This is a genomic window from Fluviicola taffensis DSM 16823 (assembly GCF_000194605.1).
GTDB classification, from domain to species: Bacteria; Bacteroidota; Bacteroidia; order Flavobacteriales_D; family Crocinitomicaceae; genus Fluviicola; species Fluviicola taffensis.
Genome location: NC_015321.1, coordinates 447,732 through 472,093 on the forward strand (window position 1 = coordinate 447,732; position 24,362 = coordinate 472,093).

25 protein-coding genes and 3 tRNA genes are annotated in these 24,362 nt (G+C 35.5%); 21 read left to right on the forward strand and 7 right to left on the reverse strand.

Annotated elements, in window-relative coordinates:
- Nucleotides 1–72: 72 nt before the first annotated feature.
- Nucleotides 73–948: an alpha/beta hydrolase gene (locus FLUTA_RS02020; protein WP_013685184.1), complete on the forward strand. Its 876-nt coding sequence runs from the start codon at nt 73–75 to the stop codon at nt 946–948.
- 4 nt (nt 949–952) lie between these two features.
- Here the strand turns inward: FLUTA_RS02020 and FLUTA_RS02025 are convergent, their stop codons facing one another.
- The 6 genes from FLUTA_RS02025 to FLUTA_RS02050 all read right to left on the reverse strand — a co-directional run bounded on the left by FLUTA_RS02025 (nt 953) and on the right by FLUTA_RS02050 (nt 7,084).
- A complete protein-coding gene (locus FLUTA_RS02025; protein ID WP_013685185.1) occupies nt 953–1,408 on the reverse strand; it encodes a YbjN domain-containing protein in 456 nt (151 codons plus the stop codon).
- Nucleotides 1,409–1,706: 298 nt separating this feature from the next.
- Nucleotides 1,707–3,785 carry a protein-disulfide reductase DsbD family protein gene (locus FLUTA_RS02030; RefSeq protein WP_043023581.1) on the reverse strand — a complete coding sequence of 693 codons (2,079 nt, stop codon included), beginning with the start codon at nt 3,783–3,785 and terminating at the stop codon, nt 1,707–1,709.
- A gap of 14 nt (nt 3,786–3,799) precedes the next feature.
- A complete protein-coding gene (locus FLUTA_RS02035) occupies nt 3,800–4,234 on the reverse strand; it encodes a protein-disulfide reductase DsbD domain-containing protein (RefSeq protein ID WP_013685187.1) in 435 nt (144 codons plus the stop codon).
- A gap of 80 nt (nt 4,235–4,314) precedes the next feature.
- Nucleotides 4,315–4,584: a hypothetical protein gene (locus FLUTA_RS02040; protein ID WP_013685188.1), complete on the reverse strand. Its 270-nt coding sequence runs from the start codon at nt 4,582–4,584 to the stop codon at nt 4,315–4,317.
- 80 nt (nt 4,585–4,664) lie between these two features.
- Complete coding sequence (gene tilS / locus FLUTA_RS20470; RefSeq protein WP_013685189.1) at nt 4,665–5,912, reverse strand: tRNA lysidine(34) synthetase TilS; 1,248 nt, start codon at nt 5,910–5,912, stop codon at nt 4,665–4,667.
- Nucleotides 5,900–7,084, reverse strand: coding sequence for a chorismate-binding protein (locus FLUTA_RS02050; protein WP_013685190.1), 1,185 nt, complete (start codon nt 7,082–7,084; stop codon nt 5,900–5,902). Before FLUTA_RS02050 ends, tilS begins: the two co-directional genes overlap by 13 nt.
- Before the next feature lie 569 nt (nt 7,085–7,653).
- On the opposite strand from FLUTA_RS02050, the gene FLUTA_RS02055 reads away from it, so the two are divergent.
- From FLUTA_RS02055 to FLUTA_RS02145, 20 genes are all read left to right on the forward strand, one after another.
- Nucleotides 7,654–8,970, forward strand: a complete 1,317-nt coding sequence (locus FLUTA_RS02055) for a lysophospholipid acyltransferase family protein (RefSeq protein WP_013685191.1) — start codon at nt 7,654–7,656, stop codon at nt 8,968–8,970.
- A gap of 138 nt (nt 8,971–9,108) precedes the next feature.
- A tRNA-Ser gene (locus FLUTA_RS02060) sits at nt 9,109–9,195 on the forward strand.
- Between the two features lie 136 nt (nt 9,196–9,331).
- Nucleotides 9,332–9,405, forward strand: a tRNA-Pro gene (locus FLUTA_RS02065).
- Between the two features lie 162 nt (nt 9,406–9,567).
- Nucleotides 9,568–9,641, forward strand: a tRNA-Arg gene (locus FLUTA_RS02070).
- Nucleotides 9,642–9,880: 239 nt separating this feature from the next.
- Complete coding sequence (locus FLUTA_RS02075) at nt 9,881–10,648, forward strand: AbiV family abortive infection protein (RefSeq protein WP_013685192.1); 768 nt, start codon at nt 9,881–9,883, stop codon at nt 10,646–10,648.
- Between the two features lie 11 nt (nt 10,649–10,659).
- Nucleotides 10,660–11,514 carry a HEPN domain-containing protein gene (locus tag FLUTA_RS02080; protein WP_013685193.1) on the forward strand — a complete coding sequence of 285 codons (855 nt, stop codon included), beginning with the start codon at nt 10,660–10,662 and terminating at the stop codon, nt 11,512–11,514.
- 97 nt (nt 11,515–11,611) lie between these two features.
- Nucleotides 11,612–11,947 (forward strand): hypothetical protein, encoded by a 336-nt coding sequence (locus tag FLUTA_RS02085; RefSeq protein ID WP_013685194.1) that lies wholly within the window; start codon nt 11,612–11,614, stop codon nt 11,945–11,947.
- 68 nt (nt 11,948–12,015) lie between these two features.
- Nucleotides 12,016–14,097, forward strand: coding sequence for a tetratricopeptide repeat-containing sensor histidine kinase (locus FLUTA_RS02090; RefSeq protein WP_013685195.1), 2,082 nt, complete (start codon nt 12,016–12,018; stop codon nt 14,095–14,097).
- Entirely contained in the window at nt 14,094–14,330 is a 237-nt protein-coding gene (locus FLUTA_RS02095; protein ID WP_043023582.1) for a response regulator transcription factor, read from the forward strand. The genes FLUTA_RS02090 and FLUTA_RS02095 overlap by 4 nt, the downstream gene beginning before the upstream one ends.
- A 23-nt stretch (nt 14,331–14,353) precedes the next feature.
- A complete protein-coding gene (locus FLUTA_RS02100; RefSeq protein ID WP_043023583.1) occupies nt 14,354–14,767 on the forward strand; it encodes a LuxR C-terminal-related transcriptional regulator in 414 nt (137 codons plus the stop codon).
- Between the two features lie 135 nt (nt 14,768–14,902).
- Nucleotides 14,903–15,850 (forward strand): caspase family protein, encoded by a 948-nt coding sequence (locus FLUTA_RS02105; RefSeq protein WP_169312047.1) that lies wholly within the window; start codon nt 14,903–14,905, stop codon nt 15,848–15,850.
- Between the two features lie 10 nt (nt 15,851–15,860).
- A complete protein-coding gene (locus tag FLUTA_RS02110) occupies nt 15,861–16,901 on the forward strand; it encodes a CBASS oligonucleotide cyclase (protein WP_013685197.1) in 1,041 nt (346 codons plus the stop codon).
- A gap of 3 nt (nt 16,902–16,904) precedes the next feature.
- A complete protein-coding gene (locus FLUTA_RS02115) occupies nt 16,905–17,405 on the forward strand; it encodes an HORMA-1 domain-containing protein (RefSeq protein ID WP_013685198.1) in 501 nt (166 codons plus the stop codon).
- Nucleotides 17,393–18,292, forward strand: coding sequence for an AAA family ATPase (locus tag FLUTA_RS02120; RefSeq protein WP_013685199.1), 900 nt, complete (start codon nt 17,393–17,395; stop codon nt 18,290–18,292). Before FLUTA_RS02115 ends, FLUTA_RS02120 begins: the two co-directional genes overlap by 13 nt.
- Nucleotides 18,279–20,036, forward strand: coding sequence for an SAVED domain-containing protein (locus FLUTA_RS02125; protein WP_013685200.1), 1,758 nt, complete (start codon nt 18,279–18,281; stop codon nt 20,034–20,036). The genes FLUTA_RS02120 and FLUTA_RS02125 overlap by 14 nt, the downstream gene beginning before the upstream one ends.
- Nucleotides 20,037–20,121: 85 nt before the next feature.
- Nucleotides 20,122–20,292 (forward strand): hypothetical protein, encoded by a 171-nt coding sequence (locus tag FLUTA_RS21500; protein WP_013685201.1) that lies wholly within the window; start codon nt 20,122–20,124, stop codon nt 20,290–20,292.
- A 160-nt stretch (nt 20,293–20,452) separates the two neighbouring features.
- Complete coding sequence (locus FLUTA_RS02130) at nt 20,453–21,691, forward strand: SMODS domain-containing nucleotidyltransferase (protein WP_013685202.1); 1,239 nt, start codon at nt 20,453–20,455, stop codon at nt 21,689–21,691.
- Entirely contained in the window at nt 21,684–22,112 is a 429-nt protein-coding gene (locus tag FLUTA_RS02135) for a type II CBASS E2 protein (protein WP_013685203.1), read from the forward strand. The genes FLUTA_RS02130 and FLUTA_RS02135 overlap by 8 nt, the downstream gene beginning before the upstream one ends.
- A complete protein-coding gene (locus FLUTA_RS02140; protein ID WP_013685204.1) occupies nt 22,087–23,157 on the forward strand; it encodes a CBASS cGAMP-activated phospholipase in 1,071 nt (356 codons plus the stop codon). The genes FLUTA_RS02135 and FLUTA_RS02140 overlap by 26 nt, the downstream gene beginning before the upstream one ends.
- The gene (locus tag FLUTA_RS02145; RefSeq protein WP_043023587.1) at nt 23,123–23,608 is read left to right on the forward strand and encodes a hypothetical protein; all 486 of its coding nucleotides are present in this window, start codon (nt 23,123–23,125) and stop codon (nt 23,606–23,608) included. Before FLUTA_RS02140 ends, FLUTA_RS02145 begins: the two co-directional genes overlap by 35 nt.
- Nucleotides 23,609–23,791: 183 nt before the next feature.
- On the opposite strand, the gene FLUTA_RS02150 is transcribed toward FLUTA_RS02145, so the two are convergent.
- Entirely contained in the window at nt 23,792–24,280 is a 489-nt protein-coding gene (locus tag FLUTA_RS02150; protein ID WP_013685207.1) for a hypothetical protein, read from the reverse strand.
- Nucleotides 24,281–24,362 lie beyond the last annotated feature (82 nt).

Sequence of the window (24,362 nt, forward strand, 5' to 3'; positions counted from 1 at the left end):
TGATGAATATGCCTCTTTATTCTTTTGGGTACCGAACTAAAAAATCTTTATCTTAGCAAAAAAAGGATCTACATGACTCATTTGAATTTCAACCTTTTGAAAAAAGGAGCGTTACCATTATTTTGTTTATTAATCCTATTCACTGCCGCTTGTAAAAAGAAAAAACCAGCTGAAACTACTTATGATGTGACTCAAGCTCATAATTTAACGAACATTTCTTACGGGAGTGATAATTACCAAAAAATGGATATTTATCTGCCCGCAAATAGAAATTCAAGTACTAAAGTATTTGTACTAATTCACGGTGGTGGATGGGGAGCAGGCGACAAAGCTGATTTCACTGAAATGTTAAATTCACTGAAAGTCTATTACCCAAATCACGCGATTATTAATATCAATTACCGTTTGGCTACACAGGCTAGTCCAGCATTCCCAAAACAAATCGACGACATTCAATTAGCTTTAAACGAAATCAGCCTTCCAAAATATTCTGTTTCATCTAATTTCTTTTTGTTTGGAGCTTCTGCAGGGGGACATCTTTCATTACTTTATGCTTACGGATACGATCCAAACCATCATGTGAAGGGAATTTGCAATACGGTTGGCCCAGCTGATTTTACGGACCCAAATTATCTAAACAATCCAATTTTCGCTCCTTCTTACGGAATATTAATCAGTGGCGGAACACAAAATAGTTCTTTAATTCAAGCAGTAAGTCCTGCACTTCGGGTAACAGCTTCTGCGCCTCCCACACTTTCATTTTATGGAGAACTGGACCCATTGGTTCCTGCAACTCAAATGGATCGTTTACACAACGCACTTGATTCGTTAGGTGTTTACAATGAAAAGACGATGTATCAAGGTGCAGGCCATGGAGACTGGAATCCGACACAAGCTAATGACTATGTTGCCAAAATGGTACTTTTTGTCAATGCGTATTTTCCTTAAGGATTCAATTAAAATTCACTGGTTTATCTGTTGCTTTCGGATCCCAACTTCCCTCAAATTTAAAGGTCAGTTTGCCATGATAATCGGAGGAATAAAACGCTACGCGATCCAAAGTTGCGTCGATTTCACTTTTATCTAAATTATCAGCTTCGCGTAAAGAAAGTACATACGTCCAATCAGCTTTCACGCTTATTGCACAGCCATACATGGTATGATTGATTTCCAGGCAATTCTTAAAAAATGACTCCTGGTTGCGATCTGGAATACGCAGTAAAGGACTCATTACTTGGAAATAGTATTTATCTGGATTTTGAGGAAAGTTAAAAGCATCAATCCACACTGTAGAACCTTTGTAGGTTATATTCCATTGACCAGGCTTGTCGCTTCTACATAATCCTGGATCAACTCCTAATTCAGCGATACTTTGCTCAATTAAAAAAGAAACTGCATCTAAATTCATTCTCGAAAAATAGTAAAAAAAGTTTTTTGAATCAAAAATTTGGCGGTGATCTTTAAGAAAAAAAAGGAAGAGAATAAAGTTACACAATAGCTCAACTATTGATTTATCAAGTATCTTCCATCGGAATGGTCTAAAATGATAAATGGAGTTCAGACAGGCGTCCGAACTCCATTCACTAATCAACCTAACCTAACCACCTAAATCAGTACAAAGTTAATTTAATTTTATAATTAGATAAACTATTTTTAGTTAAAACTTTATTAATAATCGTTTTCAATGGATAAACGGTAAAATTTAGTTATTTCTTGTAAGATTCAAGTCCCTTTTCAATCCAATTTTTAAAATCCTTAGGGTTTTTATGAGTATCATAAGTTGCAGACCCGACATTTCGCATTGGCTTACCATCAGAGTCGTACATTACATAGTAAGGTTGAGCAGAAATATTGAATTCTTTTATTTCAAGATACATCCATTTATCTCCATAAGTTGTCAATTTCTTGAATTTACCAGGAACCAATTCTACATTTTTTTGTTCTTCTTTTGGAAGTTCTTTCGGATCATCAACATGTAATGAAACAATAACAACATCATTTCTCAAATGTTCTATGATACCAGGTTCTCCCCAAACACTTTCTTCCATACTTCTGCAATTGACACAGGTGAATCCTGTAAAATCAACGAATAAAGGTTTTCCTACTTTTTTCGAGTAGGCAAGCGCATCATCCATGTTGTGAAACACATTCAATCCTTGAGGACCAAGCTCCATCCCTTCCACCATATCATTACTTTGAACTGTTCCTCCTCCGCCTAAACCTTTTGGAGACTCTGAATAATATTGTGGAGGAGGGAAAGCATTGATTAATTTCAAAGGTGCTCCCCAAAGTCCAGGAATCATATAGAAAACAAATGCAATAACAAACGTTCCAAATATCCCTCTTCCAACCGAAACCTTCTCAATTTTATCATCATGAGGGAAACGAATAAATCCAAGCAGATAAAGTGCTAGCACTGCAAAAATACCTATCCAGATTGCCACGAAAACTTCACGTTCCAAGATGTGAGACTGCCATGCAAAGTCAGCATTGGATAAGAATTTAAAAGCAAAAGCCAATTCAAGTAATCCCAAAACAACTTTTACAGTATTCAGCCATCCTCCCGACTGTGGAAGTGAATTCAACCAGCTTGGAAATAAGGCAAACAAGGCAAACGGAAGGGCAATTGCACTTGAAAAGCCAAGCATCCCAATAATAGGCGCAATACCTCCTTTTTCAATAACCATTACCAGAATGTTACCTACAAACGGACCTGTACATGAAAACGAAACCAATACCAATACAAGAGCCATTAGGAAAATTCCGATGACTCCACCTTTATCCGCTCCAGCATCTACTTTATTAATCCATTTACTTGGCAATCTAATTTCGAACGCTCCCATAAAGGAAATAGCGAAAACAATCAAAAGTGCAAAGAAGAATAAATTGAGATAGGGATTTGAAGAAATTTTATTGATAGTTCCAGCATCTTTTGTCAATGCAGCAACAAGCACACCCAATAGTATAAAAATGGCAATAATCGAAAAAGCATAAATCATTGCATTTTTGATTCCAGCTTTACGTGTTTTACTTCTTTTCGTAAAGAAGCTAACCGTCATAGGAATCATTGGAAACATACATGGTGTAATCAATGCCAATAAACCGAATCCAAATGCAACTCCAAATAACTCTCCATTAGAAAGATTGCTTAAATCTAAAGAGTTGTCTACAGATTTAATAGTTTCTTTCTTTGAAGAGCCTTTTTCACCTGATTCATTATTATTGTCTTTATTTTTTTTGTTTCCAGTTGTTTGGACAGGAGTTTGTGTGGTCTCATTTTCAACTTCTTGAATCTCAACTATTCCATCTTCACATGATTTCACATTAACCGTTGCCACGGCCTCGAATGGAGGAAGGCAATAGCTATCTATCTTGCAGGTTTGGTATCCGTATTTAATTTTGACTTTAAAGTCTTTATTGGATAAAATTTCAATTTTTTGTTTGAACTTGACTTTTCCTACATGGTATGCCTGATCTTCATCTGCTTCTTCAGCATGGTGTAAAATTGGCTTGGGTTCTGATTGTTTACCAACTAACTTGAATTCTTTGGAAGATACAACGTCAAAAGTTGTAGGGATTCCAAAAGAACCTTTTGGGAGAACGAGTGCGTTGATATCCCAATCAGGTACAATGGTCACTTCCGCAACGATTGTTGCCTGACATTTATCATTTTGTTCTACGGTAAATTTCCATTTCACTTTATCTTCAGGAAACTCTACTTGGGAAAATGATTGAAAAGAACTTAATGCTAAAAAGAGCAATGTAAAGAAATGAGTAATTCTCATGAGCATATTTGGTGTTATGGAATTGTTATGGTAAAATCGATATCTACAGGAGGTAAACACATCACTTCATTACAAACCATGAATGTGACATAACCTTTGATTACTTCTCCAGATTTTGCTTTTGCTACCTTGCGAGAGAAGATAACTTCTGATTTGAAAAAGTCCAATGCTGCTTCAAAATTTTCATCGTATTCATGAATCGCTTTGGGCTCTTTTACTTCTCCTTCAAATTTTACATTCGGATTTTCCGTAAAGGTAAATGTCGTTGGAACTGGGCCAATCGTATTATTGATATACTGACTATACAAGTGCCAACCTTCTGAAATACTAGCTTTCAACTGAATTTCTTTTGTTGTTGGATTGTATGAAAAATCCCATTTTACTCTGTCTTGAGCAAAAAGAGAACTTCCTAGCAATAAAAATGAGCATAAAAAAAGCAGTTTACGCATGGGCTTTAGATTTGTTTTAATCCAAAGCTACGAAACGAAAACTGCTTGGCAATAAGAGTTTATCTTCTTTTCTTGAAAAGCTAAAACTTCAATTCCACAATATGATCAATTGGAATCCACATACCTCCTTTCAAACAAATGTATTTTTGACCAGTTGCCCAAATCGTTGTATTGACTCTTTTCAAACCCTCATCATCGTGAAATATTATCCCAACTTTATGGTGATAACCGTTCCCCAACCTCGTTGCTTCATCTAATTTCGCACGAATGTCTGATTGTTGTTCAAATTCAACAAGAAGTTTAAAAGTCAAGTCTTTTACAACCTCTTTCTCTACTGTAATTGGTTCCATTATCGGGGTATATTAAGAGTGTACAATCCGAAATTTAATAAAAAATTAATTCCAAAAATACATTTCAGAAAAAAAAAGTGTTACAAATTAGTTAAACCTTGTGATACGCTGATTTTCAAAGCACTAGTATTGGTCGACACGTGATTTCTTGAAACTGTAACACCTGGAATCCAAACAATTTGACCTCCACTCCAAAAAACAGGATACGTACTTCTCCATTGTTCCGGAACCCCTTTGTCTTTCAGCAATTTGTGCACATTACTTTTACCCGACATTCCAATTGGATAGATAAAATCTGTTTTACTAGAAAAGCCTTTTTTTAATGAGTTCTTAGAAACAGATTGATCCAAATAGGCTTCCCATTTCGTAAATGTATCAGGTAAGAATTCAACTTCTTCAATCTTGAATTCCCAATGAGTAATTTCTTCCAAATTCGAATTCCAAGAAAAGCCGTCTTTGGTTCTGAAAACTGGACTCTTATCAATTTTAGAGCTAAGTTTGGATTCCTTTAATTCTTGGATACGTTCAATCATCCAATACGGCCAATCGAATTGATTACAAACAATTATTCGTTCTTCAACCGTCAAGTTATCCCATTCGTCGTATGAAATAACAAAACTCTTTTCCCATCCTTGTAATCGACGCTGTAAATTCGCATAAATCGATTGCTGTTCTTCTCGAAACACTTCTTGAATAGTCCGAATTGATTCAATCAGATTCGGGTTCGATTCTACTAATTGCGGAATAATCTGATTGCGAAACTGATTTCGCTTGTACTTATTTTCTTGATTGCTCCAATCTTCTCTCCATTGAAGTTTATTTTCAAGAGCGAAATCACGCAATTCTTCTTTTGTCAGGCTCAAAAACGGACGAATAATCCCCTTTCTTTCAGCATGCATTCCTCCCAAACCAAAAATTCCTGATCCGCGCAAAAGCTGTAAGAAGAACGTTTCAATTTGATCGTCTTGATGATGCGCTAGTAGAATTCTATTCGCTGAATTTTCATGAATAAATTGTTGAAAATGCGCATGTCGGAAATTACGAGCTGCTTCTTGGATGTTGATTCCTTTTCCTTTCGTAATTTCCTTCGGACAATGAATTACTTCAATTTCCAACTCATATTTTTTCGCCAAATCACGAACAAATTCCTCATCTTTTTCACTATCTTCTTCCCGCAATTGATAGTTAATGTGAAGAATTTTAGGACTATGTCCCAATTGAATCAAAGCTTCGAGTAAAACGGTAGAATCCAATCCAGCTGAACAGGCGACACAGATATTCAAACGATCTAGGTCAAATTTACTAATTGATTCAATTACCACTGACATGATCCAAAAAGAGATAAAATCTTACCAACTTTCACTTTGCATTCTTCGTATTCAGCTTCTGCATCAGAAAGTATCGTAATGGCTCCACCAACGCCACACGAAATTTTTTTGCTTTCCTGATTGTAAACAAGCGTCCGAATTAATACATTCAAATCAAAATCTCCATTTGGATAAATTACACCCAATGATCCGGAATAAAATTCACGGGAAAAGCCTTCGTATTTTTGCGCCAATTCAACCGCGGCTTTTTTCGGGGCACCTGTCATTGACCCCATTGGAAAAGTCGCTTTTAGGATTTCAGAAAAAGTTACTTCCTCTCTCAATTCGCATGAAATCGTAGAAATTAATTGATGAACCGTTGGAAAAGTATATGTTTTGCATAATTCATCTACATTCACACTTCCTTTAGTTGCAAGTCGCGATAAATCGTTTCGCACCAAATCAACAATCATTACATTTTCTGCGCGTTCCTTCTTACTGGATTCCAATCCTTGAATATTTTCCTGATCCTCATATTCCGTTTTTCCTCTTGGGGCAGTGCCTTTAATCGGTTGTGAAATGAGTTTTGATCCTTTTTTCTGAATGAATCGCTCAGGACTTGCAGAAGCCAACATCCAGTTTTCCGTTTCAACTAGTCCAGCAAATGGTGTTGGATTGGCATCCCACATCCGTTTAAAAAAAGGCTGAATAGAAGTTAATTCAACAGATTGCGATTCGATACTTTGGCAGAAATTCAATTCGTAAACATCACCTAATTGAATGTGTTCCTTAAGCTTATTGACACGTTCTAAATAATTCTTTCGATCGATTTTCGCAGTCCATTGAATGGCTGAAATTTCTTCCGTTGTTTCAAATAATTCTTCCGCTAATTGGTGATTTAGTTCATTGTATTCTCCTTCCAACAGATAAGCATTTACACCTTCGTACAAAAACGTGCTTTCTGGAATCCAAACCCGCATTAAAGGTAGTTGATTTGGATTACGTTGAATTGTCAGAATATCTAATCCAAGTTGGTAATTAATGACTGTAAATAAGGTTTTTCCTTTATGTACATCGATAAATTCATCCAGCGCATTCCAGTTTAGATCAGCATTTAATACAAACTCAGATTCGCATCCAATTCCAATAAGGAAGGAGGTTTCTGAATTTCTAAAAAGCGCGCGTTCAATCATACGCAAAGGTAATTACGAATTGCGAATTATGAGTGCCCAATTGATTGATTACAGAGCAGAAAATCAAAATAGCGAAGTTAGTCTCATAATCGTTGAAATATCTAAATGATTCAATAACGAGTCTAAACAATTATAACAGAAAATTCAATACTTATTTGAACACGTAATACTTCTTACTTTTTGCTAAGGCAGAAGAATGAGGAAAACTCATGAAGACGAAGCATGACTTTCTCAAAAAGTCAAATGCTGAGGTAAGTAAGCAAAACTGCCTTTTAGCGTTATTCAAAGCCATAAAGCAAAAAAGCCAACTCCTTGTTTTTCTGAAAAAGTGTTGATTCTGAAGAATCAAAACGTAAACGCTTTTTTTGAGCTTTACTTCTAGAATGTCGCTTTTGCTTCGAGTTAACAATCGTTGTAAATTGTAGTGAATAATCTTAAAATTCAATTTCAATAATTGTATTCTATTATCAAAGGAAGTTTAATCATCGGAAAGTATACACTCATTTTGAATATCCTCGCAATTCGGCATTCGTAATTAGGAAATATGTAAATTCGTTCAAAATCTAGCTATGTTGTACCGCATCTTAAGGGCGATTATTTCATTTGGAATCAGACATTATTACCGAGAAATTCGAGTAATCAATAAACACCTTTTAGAAAAGGAAGAAGGTCCATTGATTATTATCGCCAATCACCCAAACACCTTAATGGATGCTTGGATGGTAGGTTTCGCCAATCGAAGACGTGTTCATTTTATGGCTAAGGCAACTTTCTTTAATTCACCTTTCAAACGCAAATTATTGGGTGCTTTGGGAATGATTCCAATCAATCGAAAATCGGATGGAGCTGTTTCAGGAGTTAGCAACAAAGATTCCTTTGCAGCCTGTTACGAATTATTAGAACGAGGTGAAATATTAGTTGTTTTTCCAGAAGGAACCAGCTTTTTAGAGAGAAAATTACGTGAAATTAAAACAGGAACCGCACGTATTGCTTTGGAAGTGGAACGCAGAAACCAAGGAAAATTGGGATTAAAAGTGGTTCCAATAGGTCTCAATTACATTTCTGCAGATTCATACCGTGGAAAAGTGCTGGTTCATGTGGGGAAATCTATTGAGATTGATGATTTATGGAAAGAATATGAAATCAACCCAGGAAATGCGGCAAAATTACTCACAGAACGATTTAGAGTTGAATTATCGCGCGTTTTTGTAACACTCGATGATTCTGCACGAGAAGATTTGGTGGAACAATTAAGCACACTTTTCGTCACTAAATACACTAATCGCACACAGGTAAGCGACGAGATGAATTTCATGAAATCTGTTCAAAACAGACTAGAGGAATACAGTTTGACTGCACCATGGAAAGTGGATGATATTCAAACTGAAACAACCAAATTAGCTGCATCACTTCAGTTTTTAGGGATTAAACCCGATTTTTTAGACCGTCCGTATCGCCCAGGATTATTTATCCGTCAATTTATTCAAAGTTGGCTGTTTGTAATCAGTACCGTTCCCATCTTTTTAGTTGGATTTGTACATCATGTTCTCCCCTATTGGTTTATCGGATGGATTGTTCCAAAATTATCAAAGGAAGTGGAATACCACGCTCCTCTATCCATTTTACTGGGATTGGTTTTGTATCCGCTGAATTATGCCGGTTTTGGATTGATCGTACATTTCTGTTTTGATTTTTCCTGGTTACAAACGCTGCTTTATTTAGCTGTCTTGCCTTTGTTTGGCACATTTGCTCATTTCTTCATGCGCTACATGAAACATCTCAATTCAAAACAGCGATTTGGCCGATTTGCGCACAGACGAAGTGCAATTCTTCAAAATCTGAAAGAACAACGCGAACAGTTGAAAGACCTGATTTTTAGAGATTAACCAATTGTTAACTCCATTTAATGCGACTCAAAATCATTTTTTTGATTTTTTTTCCTGAAAATGCTTTGATAGAACGATGCATTTATTAATTTTGCGCCTGTCTTAGTAAGACCTAAGACACGTTCTTTGTAACATTTTGGAGGGATGGGTGAGTGGCTGAAACCACCAGTTTGCTAAACTGACGTACTGGTAACGGTACCGCGAGTTCGAATCTCGCTCTCTCCGCAATAATTAAAGGTGAAAAGCCTGAAATTTTCTTTTTTGAGCTTGCATAAGTGAAATAAATGAGTATCTTTGCACTCTCAAAAAGAAAAAAAGCACTTCAAAAGCGATTGAAGTTCGTTGAAATAAAAGCCTAGTTCGGGGCGTAGCGTAGCCCGGTATCGCGCCTGGTTTGGGACCAGGAGGTCGTCAGTTCGAATCTGGCCGCCCCGACGAAAAAAAAGGGGATGAGCAATCATCCCCTTTTTTATTTAAAAATGATTAGGCCCAATAGCTCAGCTGGATAGAGCATCCCGACCTTAAGTCGGGAAGGTCTCAGGAAAGCAGATGACTACTTAAAGATAAACGAAGTAATTGCCAATTACTATAAAAACTGGCCCAATAGCTCAGCTGGATAGAGCAACTGCCTTCTAAGCAGTAGGTCTCAGGTTCGAATCCTGATTGGGTCACTTTTAAAAAATAATTCCTCTGTAAACAATGGTTTGCAGAGGAATTTTTATTTTAGGGGTAAACATAGGGTAAACAAATGAAGATTTCTTTTGCTGTTAAGAGAACTGAATGTTAGAATGATTAGGTATTGAGTATAAAAAAATGATTCTTAAATAATGTGAAGATTGGATAATAACTTGTCTAGTATTTACAAAATGATTTATTTTAGTTCTAGAAACTGAAACACAAACTACTCGTAATGGGAATCGAACGTAACTTCCTTAAGGCTATGAAAGCCGATGAATACCTGGAAGCAGCAAAAAAGTACTTCGAATCTGCTGAAATGCACAAAAAATCGGCAGAAGCTGCATCCGAAACTGGACAATATGGTATCCCTGTATCACTTTTAATCCTCTCCACCGAGCAATCTATCTCGGGAATTCTGATTTATGCTCAACATTTCGGATTCAAACTTAAGGATATTCCCAAAATCCACTTATTCTTTACTGATCATATAATCAAACATAATTTGGCGTCTTTAATAAGTATAATGTATCCTATCATGTCGCTTATGATGGGCTTAGTCGAAAAATCGAGAGATCAAATTTCGGGGAGAATTAAGATCACAGGTTCTGAAGAAACCATTGTGCGAGAAGCAAAAAAGGAAGCGCTAGCATTATTCAGAACTCTACCTGAATTATTTGATTGGTGGGATAATGCGAATCCTCAAAAGAATAAAGGGTTTTACGTCGATTATTCAAATAGCATTGAAACACCTATGCAGGTAACTGAAGATGAATACTTGGTTGCACATAGGATCGTTGAGAATTTTCAAAACCAAATCTTGCAAATTGTCCAGTACTTAGAAAGTATCCCTGAAGAGAATAAAGAGGTTTTTAAGAATACTAAGTTAGAAGAAAGAATTGCAGAAATAATCGCAAGTCGTAGAGAGAAAATGAAGAATCGTAATCCGATCAAAACAACCGAGGATTCATCCCAAGAAGAAATCAAAGACCCTAAAGATTAAATATTAGAAAAATGAAAGAAATTCAACGCAAAGACAAAATCCTTCTTCTGGGATTTAATTCCGAGTTAACCGAACTTAAACTGAGCGATCAAATTATTATTCGAAAAGGTACTGATTTAGAGTTAGAAGAAATATACAGGAGAATCGAATACAATGTCAAAAATCAACAGTTCATTATTGAATACAATTATACGGAAAGTAATGAAAGTACATTCCCAAGAAAATTATTCAAATTACTAGATGATTTAAATCTTTTCTTTACAATTTTCTTGTGTGGCAAAACGAAGGTTGCTAATGCACTTCGTCATATTAAGGTTGAAGAAGAATACAAACAGGCCGGATTTACAACTAACCCAAAGGTATCAGCTCATTTTTCAGAGGAATATATTCTCAAACTTGAAGACTCTGAAAAGATTAAAAATTATTGGAAAAGATATCTACTTCAATCTGAAAATCAACCGATTCAAATAGCTCTCCGTCGATACCTCTTCTCAATTCAAAAATCTGAACAGGAAGATCAAGTTATCGACTTAATGATCGCATTTGAAGCTCTATTAGTAAAAAACAATGAGGGTTCCATTAAACGAAATATTGCAACCAGATGTTCTAAATTCCTTTCGGATAAATATGATCGGGAAGAAGTATATAACATTCTTAGTAAGGCATATGAACTAAGAAGTGAAATCGTACATGGGTCTAGTGGAGAACTCAATGAAATGGATTCAAGAGGGAAGCATTCCTATTTAGGCAAAACAATTGCAAACCTCTCAGAGCTGTTACGTTCTTGTTTTTATAGGAAAATACTAGAATTCACAGATCTTAATTCTTCAGAGTTTATTGAAGAATTAAAAAGAGAAATCGCATAGGAATTATACCCAATTTCAATCCTTAATTAGTAGTAAATATCCTATTGTATAACGCTAAGCAGCTTCTGACCTTTGTGTAAATTAAAATTACAACTTTATGTTTACAGCAAAAGGAGATCTTCTTTATAAGGAAGGTTCAGATCCAAAAGACTACTGCTTTGCGGGTTCATTTGCAGAGACAAACCTATATGGTTTTGTTTCTGTATCTGACATGAGTATTCACCCAGAAGATAACAGCGGTTATCTTATTACCTACATCGTTGGAGGAGACTCAAGAGGCCCGGATGAATTAGATGCAGACCTAGGGAAATTCAATGGAAGCTTCATTGAAGCCGAGTTCTACGACGAACAATCCAATTTACTTGGTAAAAAGCGCGTCAGAACTGTAGACGCTCAAAAGGATACTCGACCAATCGAGGGATCCAAGCTATAAGTCTTTAACAGCAGGATCTAAGATCCTGCTGTTTTTTGTATTTTGCAAAACCCTAAGCTTATAGCATTATGAAAATTGGAGTAATATTATTTCTGTTGGTTACTGGAACATGTTTTTGCCAGGACATCGGCGAATTATCAAATAAATTTACTCAATCCAAAACCAAACATTTAAAAATGGTTTATGCTTCTGAGCTCGCTTGGAAATGGAGAAATATCAACCCCGATTCATCATTTAGATATGGCAAAATTGCTTTAAATATTTCCCGCAAATTAGGAGACAAAAAAACCGAGGCATACAGTCTTTCAGACATTGGAAGTTACTACAAACACATAGAACAATATAAAAGGTCTTACTACTATCTCATGGAAAGCTTAAGAATTCGGAAAAGGATCGGTATTTCTAAGGATATTGCAAGCAGCCACAATCAATTAGGGCTTCTATTCAAGCAACAGGAAAGATTTGATTCCGCAATCGTTCATTTTCAAAAGGGAATTCAAACATTGACACATGACCAACAATCAATGAAAGGAAGTTTGATTGATGGATTAGGTATGTGTTTTATGCATATTGGTAAATTCCAAAAGGCTCTTTTTTACGTCTCACAATCTCTAAGAATTGCAGAACATTTAAATGACTCATTATCCATTGGTCAATCCCATCAAAATTTAGGCGTAATTTATGAAAAGCAAGGAGCCCCGAGATTAGCATTAGTTGAATTCAAAACCGCAGAACGAATATATTCAGGTCTTAAAAATCAAAATGGAATATTTGAATCTATCATAAATCAAGCAACGGTATATCAGCAGCTAGGAGAGATATCCAAAGCTGACACTCATTTTATTAGAGCTGAAGATCTTTGTCACAAGATAAACTTCCTGGATTATCTGCCAACAATTTGGTTCAATCGTGCAGAACTTTACCTGGAAAAAGATCCTGAACGTTCACTGCTCCTTTACAAATTAGTATTTCAGAATGCAAATTCCGGTGACAAAAATGTGTTAAAAGTTTCATCTATGCTCGGTTTAATGGATGCTAGTATAAGGTCTAAGAAATTAGACGATGCTACATACTGGAAGGCCCAATTGGAGAAAAACACTCCTTTATCCAGTCTTTCATTGAGAAAAGATTTTATGGATTTGTGCATTAAATATAGCCAAATGAAAGGGGATTTTGAATCAGCATTCCGATATAACCAGGATTACATTCGTATCAGGGACAGTATAGATTTCCTGACATTGAATAACCTGGAAACTTTATCACTCTTAGAAAAGGCTCAGAGTAAAGAAAAAATTTCCAACGAAAAACTGAAACGATTAAAAGTAGCAGAGAAAGCAAAAGAAAATCAAACTCGGATGTGGTTAATAATTATGTTCATTGTCATGATATTACTATCTGTATCAGTTTTGACAATGGCATTGATTTATAAGATGAGACTCGAAAAAAAACGTAACGAACTAAATGAGCAACAATTACAACAGGAAATGACAGATCTTGTACATGGATCGGATTTACGTGTATTGGAAGAATCTCTGAATGTAGAAAGCAAAACAAGAAAGGATATTGGAAAAGATCTTCATGATAATCTTGGCAGTAAACTTGCTGTGGTACAAATAATGCTAGAATCCTTTCGAAAGAAAACCCAAGATTCTAGTAACGAAACTCAGGAAAAGCTTCTTACTGCTATACAATTAGTTGATGACTCCTGTAATGACCTTAGGACAATCTCCCGCAATCTGGTTAATATTCGAGTAAACGAAACAGGATTAATTGATAGCATCGCCGCCTTATGTAATAACATTACTGAAAACACCGCCCTAAGAGTCGCTTTTCAATCAGAAAAGGAACCATTGCTTTCAAATGTTACCTCACGAAAAGACATTTTAGCAACCATTTCATTACTTATACACAATATTCTTTGTCATTCAGAAGCAACAGAAGCAGAAGTAATTCTTGAAGGAAGTGAAGAACAACTTTCCATTATTGTGCGCGACAATGGTATTGGCTTCGATCAGAATACATTAAAGCATGCTGAAGGAATCGGTTTACAAAACGCACGCGAACGTATTGAAGCAATGCAGGGTACTATCAAAGTACTATCTGAAAAAGGAAATGGGACAACCATATTTATTCAACTACCAATAATATGATCAAAGAAAGACCATCCGTATTTATCGCAGACGATCACCAAATAGTTATTGATGCTATTCGCTCCGAATTAGAAGATTTCGGAGATTCATTGCACTTCCTTGGATCAGCAACAACAGGAGAAGAGGTTATAAAGGCTTTGAATGACAAAAAAATAGATTTGCTTATCCTTGATATTAGCATGCCGGAACCAGATGGATTAGAAATACTTCAATACATCAAAAAAACAGTATAAGGGTAAAGGTACTTGTCCTAACTATGCACGACGATTTAGCTCATGTTTCTGCAATGATAAGGCATGGTGCTCATGGATATATTGTAAAAAATAAAGGAGCTCGTTATGTCGTTGACGCAGTAACTCATATCCTTGCAAACAATAAATATTTTCCTAATGACGTCCTCCAAAAATTAGCAGATGGTTTTGCATCTGATTTTTTCACTTTGAGCGATACACCTGAAGAAAAAATACGAAAATCAATTTCTGATGATGATGCCAAAGTACTTGAACTTTTAACACTCGAATATACCTCTAAGGAAATTGCCGATAAGATGAATATTACCAAGAAAGCGATAGATGCACGTTTAAAAAAAATGCGTGATAAAACCGGAACATCATCTGAGAAAGGTCTAGTGGCTTTTGCTGTTCGTAATGGTTTCACAGGGAAACATTAATTGTCTGAAAATAGGAAAAATACGCTGAATAGATCATCATCTGGAGTAAAAATCCTATTAATTCAATACTTGATATTTTATTTCTGAAAACCCATTTATCATTGCCTTGAAACATTAAAAAACAAGACAATGTCAATGTACGAGAAAAAAAAAGCACTTTTAATTGGAGTGAATGAGTATGACTATTACAACAGATTAAAAGGTTGTGAAAATGACGTTAGCATGATGGAAGAAGTTCTGCAATGTCATGAAAAAGGAGATCCAAATTTTTCGATTTCCAAATCACTAAACAATACTAATGAAACTATAAAAGCTGAAATTTCATCCCTCCTTGAACGAGATGCAACAATGGCATTACTTTACTTTTCCGGCCACGGAAATGTTACAGATGATGGCGGTTTCATCTGTGGTAGCAACACCTCAAAAGATAATTCGGGAGTTTCTATGGATTGGATTATTGAACAAATCAATAAATCCATTATTCCGGAAGTTACGGTAATCCTTGATTGTTGCTTTGCCGGTGGAATAGCAAATGAAGAATCTGATGGAACTCTTTTTACAAGACTTAGAAAGGGTGTGACAATCCTTGCTGCAACAACTGAAAATGATACTGCTACAGAATTCTTACGTAAAGGAGTATTTACTTCAATTCTCTACAATGGATTAAAGGGAGCAGCAAAAGACATTTTAGGACATGTAACCGCTGTAAGTCTTTACAGCAATGCAGAGTCGATTCTTTCCCCTTGGGAACAACGCCCAGTATTTAAATCATTCGTAAAACAATTGACACCATTGCGTTTTTGTTTACCAACGGTAAGAAAACGAATTCTTCGTCAGATGTTTAATGAACCCTATTTTTCACTTAAAGAGAAATCAATATCTCTTGATTTTAAAAGCTTGCAGGATGAATCTGGAAAAATCGGTAAAAACGAATTGTTTGTTCTAGCTTCCTTTGAAAAGGCAAGACTATTAGAATGTCCAGACAGAATTCCTTTATTACAAGCAATTGTAGAAGGTAAAACCTGCTTCTTATCTCCTTACGGAAAACATGTTTGGGAATTATTTAAAAATAATCAGGCATAAATCAATAATTATGAATATTTCAAATCAAGCCGTAATTCACAGACGGCTAAAATGTTTTGTAGTTTACATTGCAACAGAAAAAGACACACTTGATGAAATTAAAATCAAGGCCGGTGAAATCCGTGACTGCATAGAATCTCGTTCTCAAAGAGATGGATATACAATATTAGACTCTCCTTACTCTGGGTCCTTTGCTGTAAGAACAGGACTTCGTAGAAGTTTAAGAGGAAATGATGAAGTTGAAGGCCAAGATGTTGATATTGCGTTTGTACTCAGAGATGAAGATAGTTCTGGAAATGCTCTGAATTGTATGATTGATACTTTCAAAGAGTATCTTAAGGAACGGTGGCCTGCATCTGAGATAGGAAAGTCGAAAAGTGCCGCTAACATTCATTTTAAGGGAATGAAACAACAATTTGACATAGTTCCTTTAATTGAGACAAAAACTACTAATATCCAAAAGCTAATCCGCAGTACGGGGGAAAAACGTCAATCATCAGTCTTCAAGCATAAAGAATTTGTAAAAAGCCGCAATGTAGAAAGCGATAAAATTGCAGGTGTTGTGCATTTCAATCAATGCATACGACTTATTAAATGGTGGCGTTATAAGCAACAATCAGACTCAACTATTCTAGGAAAAGGTGAAGGAAAAACAGAAGTTTCAAGTTTTCTTCTCAATCTCCTGTGCTCCTATGCTTATGATCATTGTTCAGTAAAACCTACATATGCAGAAACACTAGCTAGATGGTTTTCATTACTCTATGATGTTATTTATCGTAAAGAGAATATTGTATTTACCGATTTCATTAAGCATCCGAAAGTTGATCAAAATCAATTTTGGTCGGTACTTGACCCGGTTGACGACACTAACAATGTAGTCAAGAAATGGGGAGCTTTAGAAATAAACGAACTTACTGATTGGTTGGAGCACGCACGAGACAAAATGACACAAGCAATTCGTTATGACCAGGAAGGAGAAGATCAAAAAAGTCTTGAATGTTTAATTGAACTATTCGGGAATTCAATTAGTAACCAATGTAAAGATGCCTAACCAATGAGTGACTCATATAGTTCATCTGTAAGCTCCACTTATACGGAGAGCAGAGCAAAATACGTAATGGGAAAAATTTATGATGATTTCTGCGCGATTGATCTAAGAGGATTCGATCAATTTGAAGCTAATCCTAATCAATTGAAGGAATGGAAAGAAGATTTGTTTTATATCATGACAAAACAAGATTTAGATTACTTCCAACTAAAGTTTAGTCATGGTATACCAAGAAAAACAGTTGCATTAGAGTACAAAGTTAAGTCAGACGGAACCATTCATTCCGATAATGATTCAGGGAAAATAAACTATCGTCAATTTCCTGCCAATACAACTGTAAGCATTGTTGTTCGTCGGTATGGAAATAAAGAAGTTGGGGAATATCTCGAGTCCAAAGGTTGGGGAAACAACGGGATATTTGTTGACGGCTCAACATCAAATGCAGGCTCATATTCAAAAGATGGATATGGCGTTAATCGAAATAAAATAGGGCAATGGGAGCAATAAATATAAAACCTGAAAAACACCACGGTGGCTATAAAAAGGCATTTGAACAATTTGATAGACTGATTGGAATGGATGAACAAAAACAATTGCTTTTATCCCACTTAGAACTCGTTATGAACCCGGATTCTATTACTAATTGGCAAAAAAAACATCATTCACATGGACTCTCGCTACTTGACAGAGGATTAAGACTCCCCAGATTAGTAATATTAAGCGGAGAAGTGGGATGCGGAAAATCAGAGTTAGCAGCATGTGTAGCATCTAAACTTTCTGAGAGACTCAACTACTCAGAAGTTATGGTATACCATGCACCTTCTGATTTACGAGGTAGTGGATTAGTAGGTGAACTTTCTGGGCGTATTACAACACTATTCGATCAGGTAAAGGCAGATAAGAAGCATCAGTATCACATTTTAGTAATTGACGAGGCAGATGATGTCGTTAATTCAAGAGAAAATGACCATCAACATCATGAAGATCGCTCTGGTGTCAATGCATTAATTAAAGAACTAGACGCGCTTGAGAAAGAACAATCCAGAATCGCTGTGATATTTATTAGTAATCGATCTAATACCTTTGATCCAGCAGTACTCAGAAGATCCGCCTTGGAGATTTTCTTTGGAAGACCCGAATCAACAGAAATCAGAACAATTCTAGAAATTCTCACAGGGGGTATTCAATTGGATGTTATTCAAATTAATCAACTTGTTGAAGAATGCCTTCGAAAAAGACCATTGTTTACATATTCTGATTTCTTTAATCGCATTGGAATTAATAATTTGATTAATGCAAAAATGGAAGATCGCCCCTTAGGCTATGATGATATTATGGGGTCCATTCGTTCAATCGTTCCATCACCTCAATTCAGGCATCATGAAAAAAGATAAGATTAAATATCTAGTGATCGCACATGATATCCTAGCGGAAATTAGTGATACACAAATTCAAGAAGCATTACAAGAAAATGCAGACGCTTCCGAAATCGAGATCATCCGTTTCAAAACTCGCCTAGAATTGGGAGACACACATGGATTTGGTTGGCAAGAACGTAAAACGATCCAATCTGACTACTTCTCAGAAGAAGTACTTCCTAAGCTAAATGAAAATCCAAATGCAGTTATAGCTTATTTTGGTCTTGCACCTATTCCTCTAGCCATACACTTAGGTTATTTGGTTTCTGGGCTAAAAAATGTAAGAGTTTTTCAGAAACACCACGATCAGAAAAACTGGAAATGGACCAAAACTCCTACCTCGATCGAAATTGTTTCTGAAAATGTTCCAAAAGATTACTTTAAAGCTACAGGAGATGTAATTTTAACATGCTCAGCTTCATACCCAATTCATATAGAATCATTAGATGACATTATTATAGATCCATTAAAAGAAATTTCACTCACAACAAAAGAAACCCATAGAGATGTTTTCACTTCAGAAAAATCATTGAATGACTATGCGAGTGCTTTTCGTGATGTGATTGATTCGATAGCCAATTGCTTGCCTGAAATCAGCGGTATACATTTGTTTAGTGCAATTCCAACAGGCTTAGCGTTTCTTCTTGGCCAGGAAATTCAACCAAACATTCACCCAGAAATAACAGTTTACGAATATAAAAAAGACTCTGACATTGGATATCAAGAAACTTTCGTAATTCAACGTCAGCCATTTATTGAACGGATGGTACCAGATAATGAAAAGAAGTTTATTACCGAATTTAGGGAGAAATTGGAATCGCATTTGCATAATGATGTCAAAGCATTTCTAGAAATGCTTCAAGAGAAAAAAGCTGATTCTTGGATAGACGAGCTATTTCCTCAATCAAGTGTACGAAACCTGTTTCATCAAAATTATTGGCTAAAACTCGCTTCATTACATAAAACCAGGTTACTTAAATCGTCATTCTCTGACAAAGGATTCGATGCAGGTGAAACGCAATTTTTTGTTAATAACCGATGGTACCTTTCAGATTCTCTGATTCATACCTTAAAAACACGCATATCAGATGAATCAGATTTAAAAACCGCATTTCGCTTATTCTGGTTTCATGAGTCTATCCATGATCATTCACATAAGATTCATTCAGGTAATACAGAAGGAATCGGAAGGTATCCAAAAATCATTGAAGAAGCAGATTATCAAGCCGATGTGTATGCACTTCTTCACGATTTGGCTTTTCATCCCACAACAAAAAGTAATATAGTCCAATTCGTCACTAAAAAGATAGAATTAGCAATTCTGACAATGTGGGCATTCGATGACCTTAATCCAGGAACACGTCTTCAAGTAAGAAGAATAGGGCGTTATCTTATCTGGTATTTTCAATTATTGCGTATTCAAGACTTTTGTGATACACTAGATAATATACTAGAAGCACTCTCAGAAAAACCTGTAATTGAACTTCGTATGGTTGGTATTACTTCTCCAGATAAACAAAGATTAGAATTAGAATTAACTAACTATAAAAAAGAGGACTTGGCTATTGCAGTCTTTCATGAAAATAAGTTTCGATCATTTCCTTTCAATCACGGACAATTGTCTCTTGATCAATTAATGGATGGATTTAAAAACCATGATCATGAAAAAATTATTGGAGTAATGCGTCAATTAGTTCACGAGCTATTTTCATTAGAATAAATCATATTATCGTTCGAACGGAGACCGGACGATAATTGTTCTCCGGAGGTACTGGCCCTATGTCAGGAATTTCAATACAATTTGTATGGAACGTAAACCACTTGGTACCAAAGCCAGTACAGGAGAAACCTGTCCTGAAAGCGGTATTTGGAAAGTCGTTGGAAATCCCACAACAACTGCACCCATCTCAAAAGGCAATAGAATGCCTCCTTATGATGGGAAAGGAGTAACCTGGGAACTTATCCAGTACGCTTAACAGAAATCCCCGAACAAAATGTTCGGGGATTGGTTATTCAATCTTGAAATTAATAAATAAATGTCAGAAAAATATTAAAAAAACACATTTAACTAACTATTTGACAGCATTTTAAAGATGGCATTAAATTAGTCTTGTTATAACAATTATCTTACTACTTATGTTAACATTAGAACAAAAAAACCAATTTAGCGATATCTTCAATGACTTAACTGACAATCTCGATATCACCCAAACTCAATACGACAATGCCGTTACAAGTTATAAGGCCATTGGAGATCAGTTATCAAAAGAAGGGTCTTTACTAAAACCATATAAACCTAAAATCCGTCCACAAGGCTCTTTTATGCTAGGAACGATGATCAAACCGATTCATGGAGACGATGATTTAGACATTGATCTAATCTGTGAGTTAAGCGGTAAACAGTCAGGATGGACCCAATCAGATGTTAAAAGTATTGTTGGTGCTCAATTAGCTGCCAACGAAACTTATAAGGAAATGCTTAAAATCCCTGAGGGCAAACGCTGTTGGACTTTGGAGTACAGAAAGAACTCCAAAATTGATTCGGAGCAATATCATATGGATATCTTGCCGAGTATTGTCAATGAAGGTTTTTACATAATGCTTTCAGAATCCAAGAATTTTTCATCAACAGAAGACTGGAAATCATATGCTTTACGCATAACGGATAATACGTTGGCTAATTACAATAGTGAGACAAACCATATACAATGGTTAAAGAGTAATCCAATTGGTTATGGAAAGTGGTTTTTCATGCGTGCGACATTGACCAAAGAAATAAAGATGTTCAATGAGTCCATTGATCCTGTACCAAACAACAAGCGCACAAAACTTCCGTTACAACGTGTTGTACAAATTCTGAAACGGCATCGAGACATGATGTTTGAAGGGGATGAAGCAAAACCTATTTCAATTATTATTACAACTCTCGCAGCAAAAGCCTACAATCATCAGTCTGATGTATTTGAAGCATTATCAGAGATCGTAAGTCGAATGGATTATTTCATTGAAGAACGTGAAAACTTCTATGGAAAAAAAATAAAATGGATTTCAAATCCAGTAAACCCAGATGAAAATTTTGCTGATCGCTGGGAAACTCATCCAGAAAGAGAAGTAAATTTTTACAAATGGATTGTACAAGTCAAACTAGATATTCAAACTATAATTAATTCTCGGAACCTTGGTCTACAATGGATTAGCGAGTCGATGTCAAAACCTTTTGGAAATGATATTGTTCGAAAAGTCTTCAGTGATTATGGTCAGCGAGAAAAATTAATCCGAGAAGCAGGAAAACAAACAGTGGCCAAATCGGGTTTTCTTGGGGCCGCTGGCGGAATAAAGGTTCAGAATCACAAATTTGATGGTTCAAATGAATAAGGCGAAACCATTAAACATTGCATTGCAAGCGCACAGAATAAGGACATTGTTTCCTGGATCAAAATTGGAGATCAAAGATAGAGAGCTTCGATGGTGGTATGAATTTCAACCAACTGCTTTAAGCAAATGTTACAAAATACGCTTGCATTATAAGGAAGGCAGTCATCCAAATATTTATGTTATTGGAGAAAAGCTTACACTATTTCCAGGTAGTACGAAACTCCCTCATGTTTATAATACAGCTAAACAATGGTTATGCCTTTATGATCGTGGTGTTGGTGAATGGAAAAAAACAATGTTCATTGCAGACCGAGTAATCCCTTGGATTCCAGAGTGGCTTTTTTATTATGAGCTATGGTTAATTGATGGCAATTGGCATGGAGGAGGAAATGATCATGGACAAAATAAAACTATTAGATAATAATACTATGACTGAAATTTCTGATCAGAAACCTTTTAAAATACTTTCTATTGATGGAGGTGGAATACGTGGGATATTCCCTGCTAAAATACTTGCTGAGTTAGAGGCTAAGTTAAGGTCTGACGGTAAAAAAAAATGGCAGATTTATCAGAACTTTGATTTAATATGTGGAACATCAACTGGAGGAATTCTAGCTATCGCATTATCTTTAGGTATACCAGCAAGTGAATTACATGATTTATATATCCAAAATGCCCAATCGATTTTTGGGCAGAAGAAAAATTTAATCAGGCAATTTCGCTATGCTGCATATGAACGCGATGCACTTGAAAACTTAATCCGAACCAAGTTTAGCTCCATCATGAAAAACAAAAATGATCCTAGACTAAAAGATTGCATGGTTCCAATATGTATTCCAATATACGACCTATTCAATGGACAACCGTCAATATTAAAAAACGATTATCATCCAAGATTTACTCGTGATTTCCATATACCTGCATATAAAGCAGCTCTTGCAACTTCAGCTGCACCTACTTATTTTTCTCCTTACTCGTCTGAGTATACAGATCTTCACGGATTACAAAAAACATTTAGTAATAAGGTCGATGGTGGTATTATAGCAAATAATCCAACACTCTTAGGGATAATTGAAGCTCAAGAAGCTTTTAAGCAAGATCTTTCTAATCTTAGAGTCTTGTCTTTGGGAACTGGACATCAAAAATTCTCTGACGGAGAAAGTCGCAAAAAATGGGGAATCTGGTACTGGATTAGAAAAGATAAAAAGAAAAGATTAATCGAATTGTTTATGCAAGGTCAATCCCAAATTGTTGAGAATCTTATAAGTCTTATGCAAAATGGTATTGATAAGGAACGAGTCAATAATCCTAGCTTCACTTACAAAAGAATAAATACCGAACTAAATGACACTTTAAACATTGAAATGGATGAAACGAATGTGATTAAATTAAAAAAACTAAGCGAAAGAGGTAGCTTTGAATTCAACAATCATGCAAGTGAAATTATCGAATTATTCTGTAAATAATATATATGTTTTTCATCCCTTTTCTCCCCATTTCATCCTTTTTCATTTGTCAACCAAAATTCCCTTCAATACCTTTGTTTCTGTAAAACATTCAGCTATGATTGACCCACTTACAGGAGAAGAATTCGAACCAAAACGCACAAATCAAAAATTTGCTAGTCAGGAGAATCGTATTCGGTTCAATAACAATAAAGCAAAGAAGCTGCGCGATTCTATGAGCTTTGTTAATGCACCTCTCCAACAGAATTTGCGGATTCTAAATGAATTACTTGAAGGCATTAAAGAAGCTGTTGTCCATATTGAATTCTTGAACGGAAAAAACTTCCATTTTGGGGTCTTTACTCATATACAAAAAGTTGGGGAGGATAAAATGAAAATGATTTACCAATATGGGCTTCAAAAGGAAGGCACAGATACCGTTAAAATAATCAATACCAAATGGAATTTATAAATATCCTAGATGTCGACATAGTCGAATCTAATTTGACCGTTGCTCAAGTCAACAGAGAAAATCATGAACTGACTTCAGAAAATAAAATGCAACTATTTTTTCTTATTGCATTAGTTTGCATCATTCTAATTATTGCATATCTGAATTTGAAAGAGAAGTAGGGACTTATTAAATCCCTTTTACTTACTCCGCTTCTGAAATTTCTTCATACTTCTTCTCCACAATATCTCCACTTTCTGTTTTAATCAAACATACTTTATCGTCTTTCAACGAAGTAATTGTCCCTTTTTTGTATGAACCAGCTGATTTCCAAATAACCAATTCGCCAACTTCAAATCCTTTGTAGGAAACATTACCCGCATTGCCCCATACATCACCTTCAACGGCTAAGTATTCTTTGTTGAATTTATGAATAGTATAAACTTTTACATTCATCACAAATTCACCTCCAGGAACCTTTTTGACTGTTTGATCTATTGCATCTTCAATAGATTTTGCTCTAGATTTTTTGAGTTCTCTTTTACTTCCACCCGAATAGGTTGAAATTAGAGAATAGTCGAGATTTGGATCAATATTCCTAGTTGAAATCATATTGACTTTTCCAATTTGTTTTACGGATGTGCAGGAAGTAACAGAAGCTCCAACAAGAAATACAATTATTAATCTTTTCATAATTTTTATGATTTTGGTTGCTCAAAAATACAATTAGTTTTCAATTTGAGAAATAATAATTCTCATAAAGAGAAATAATTAC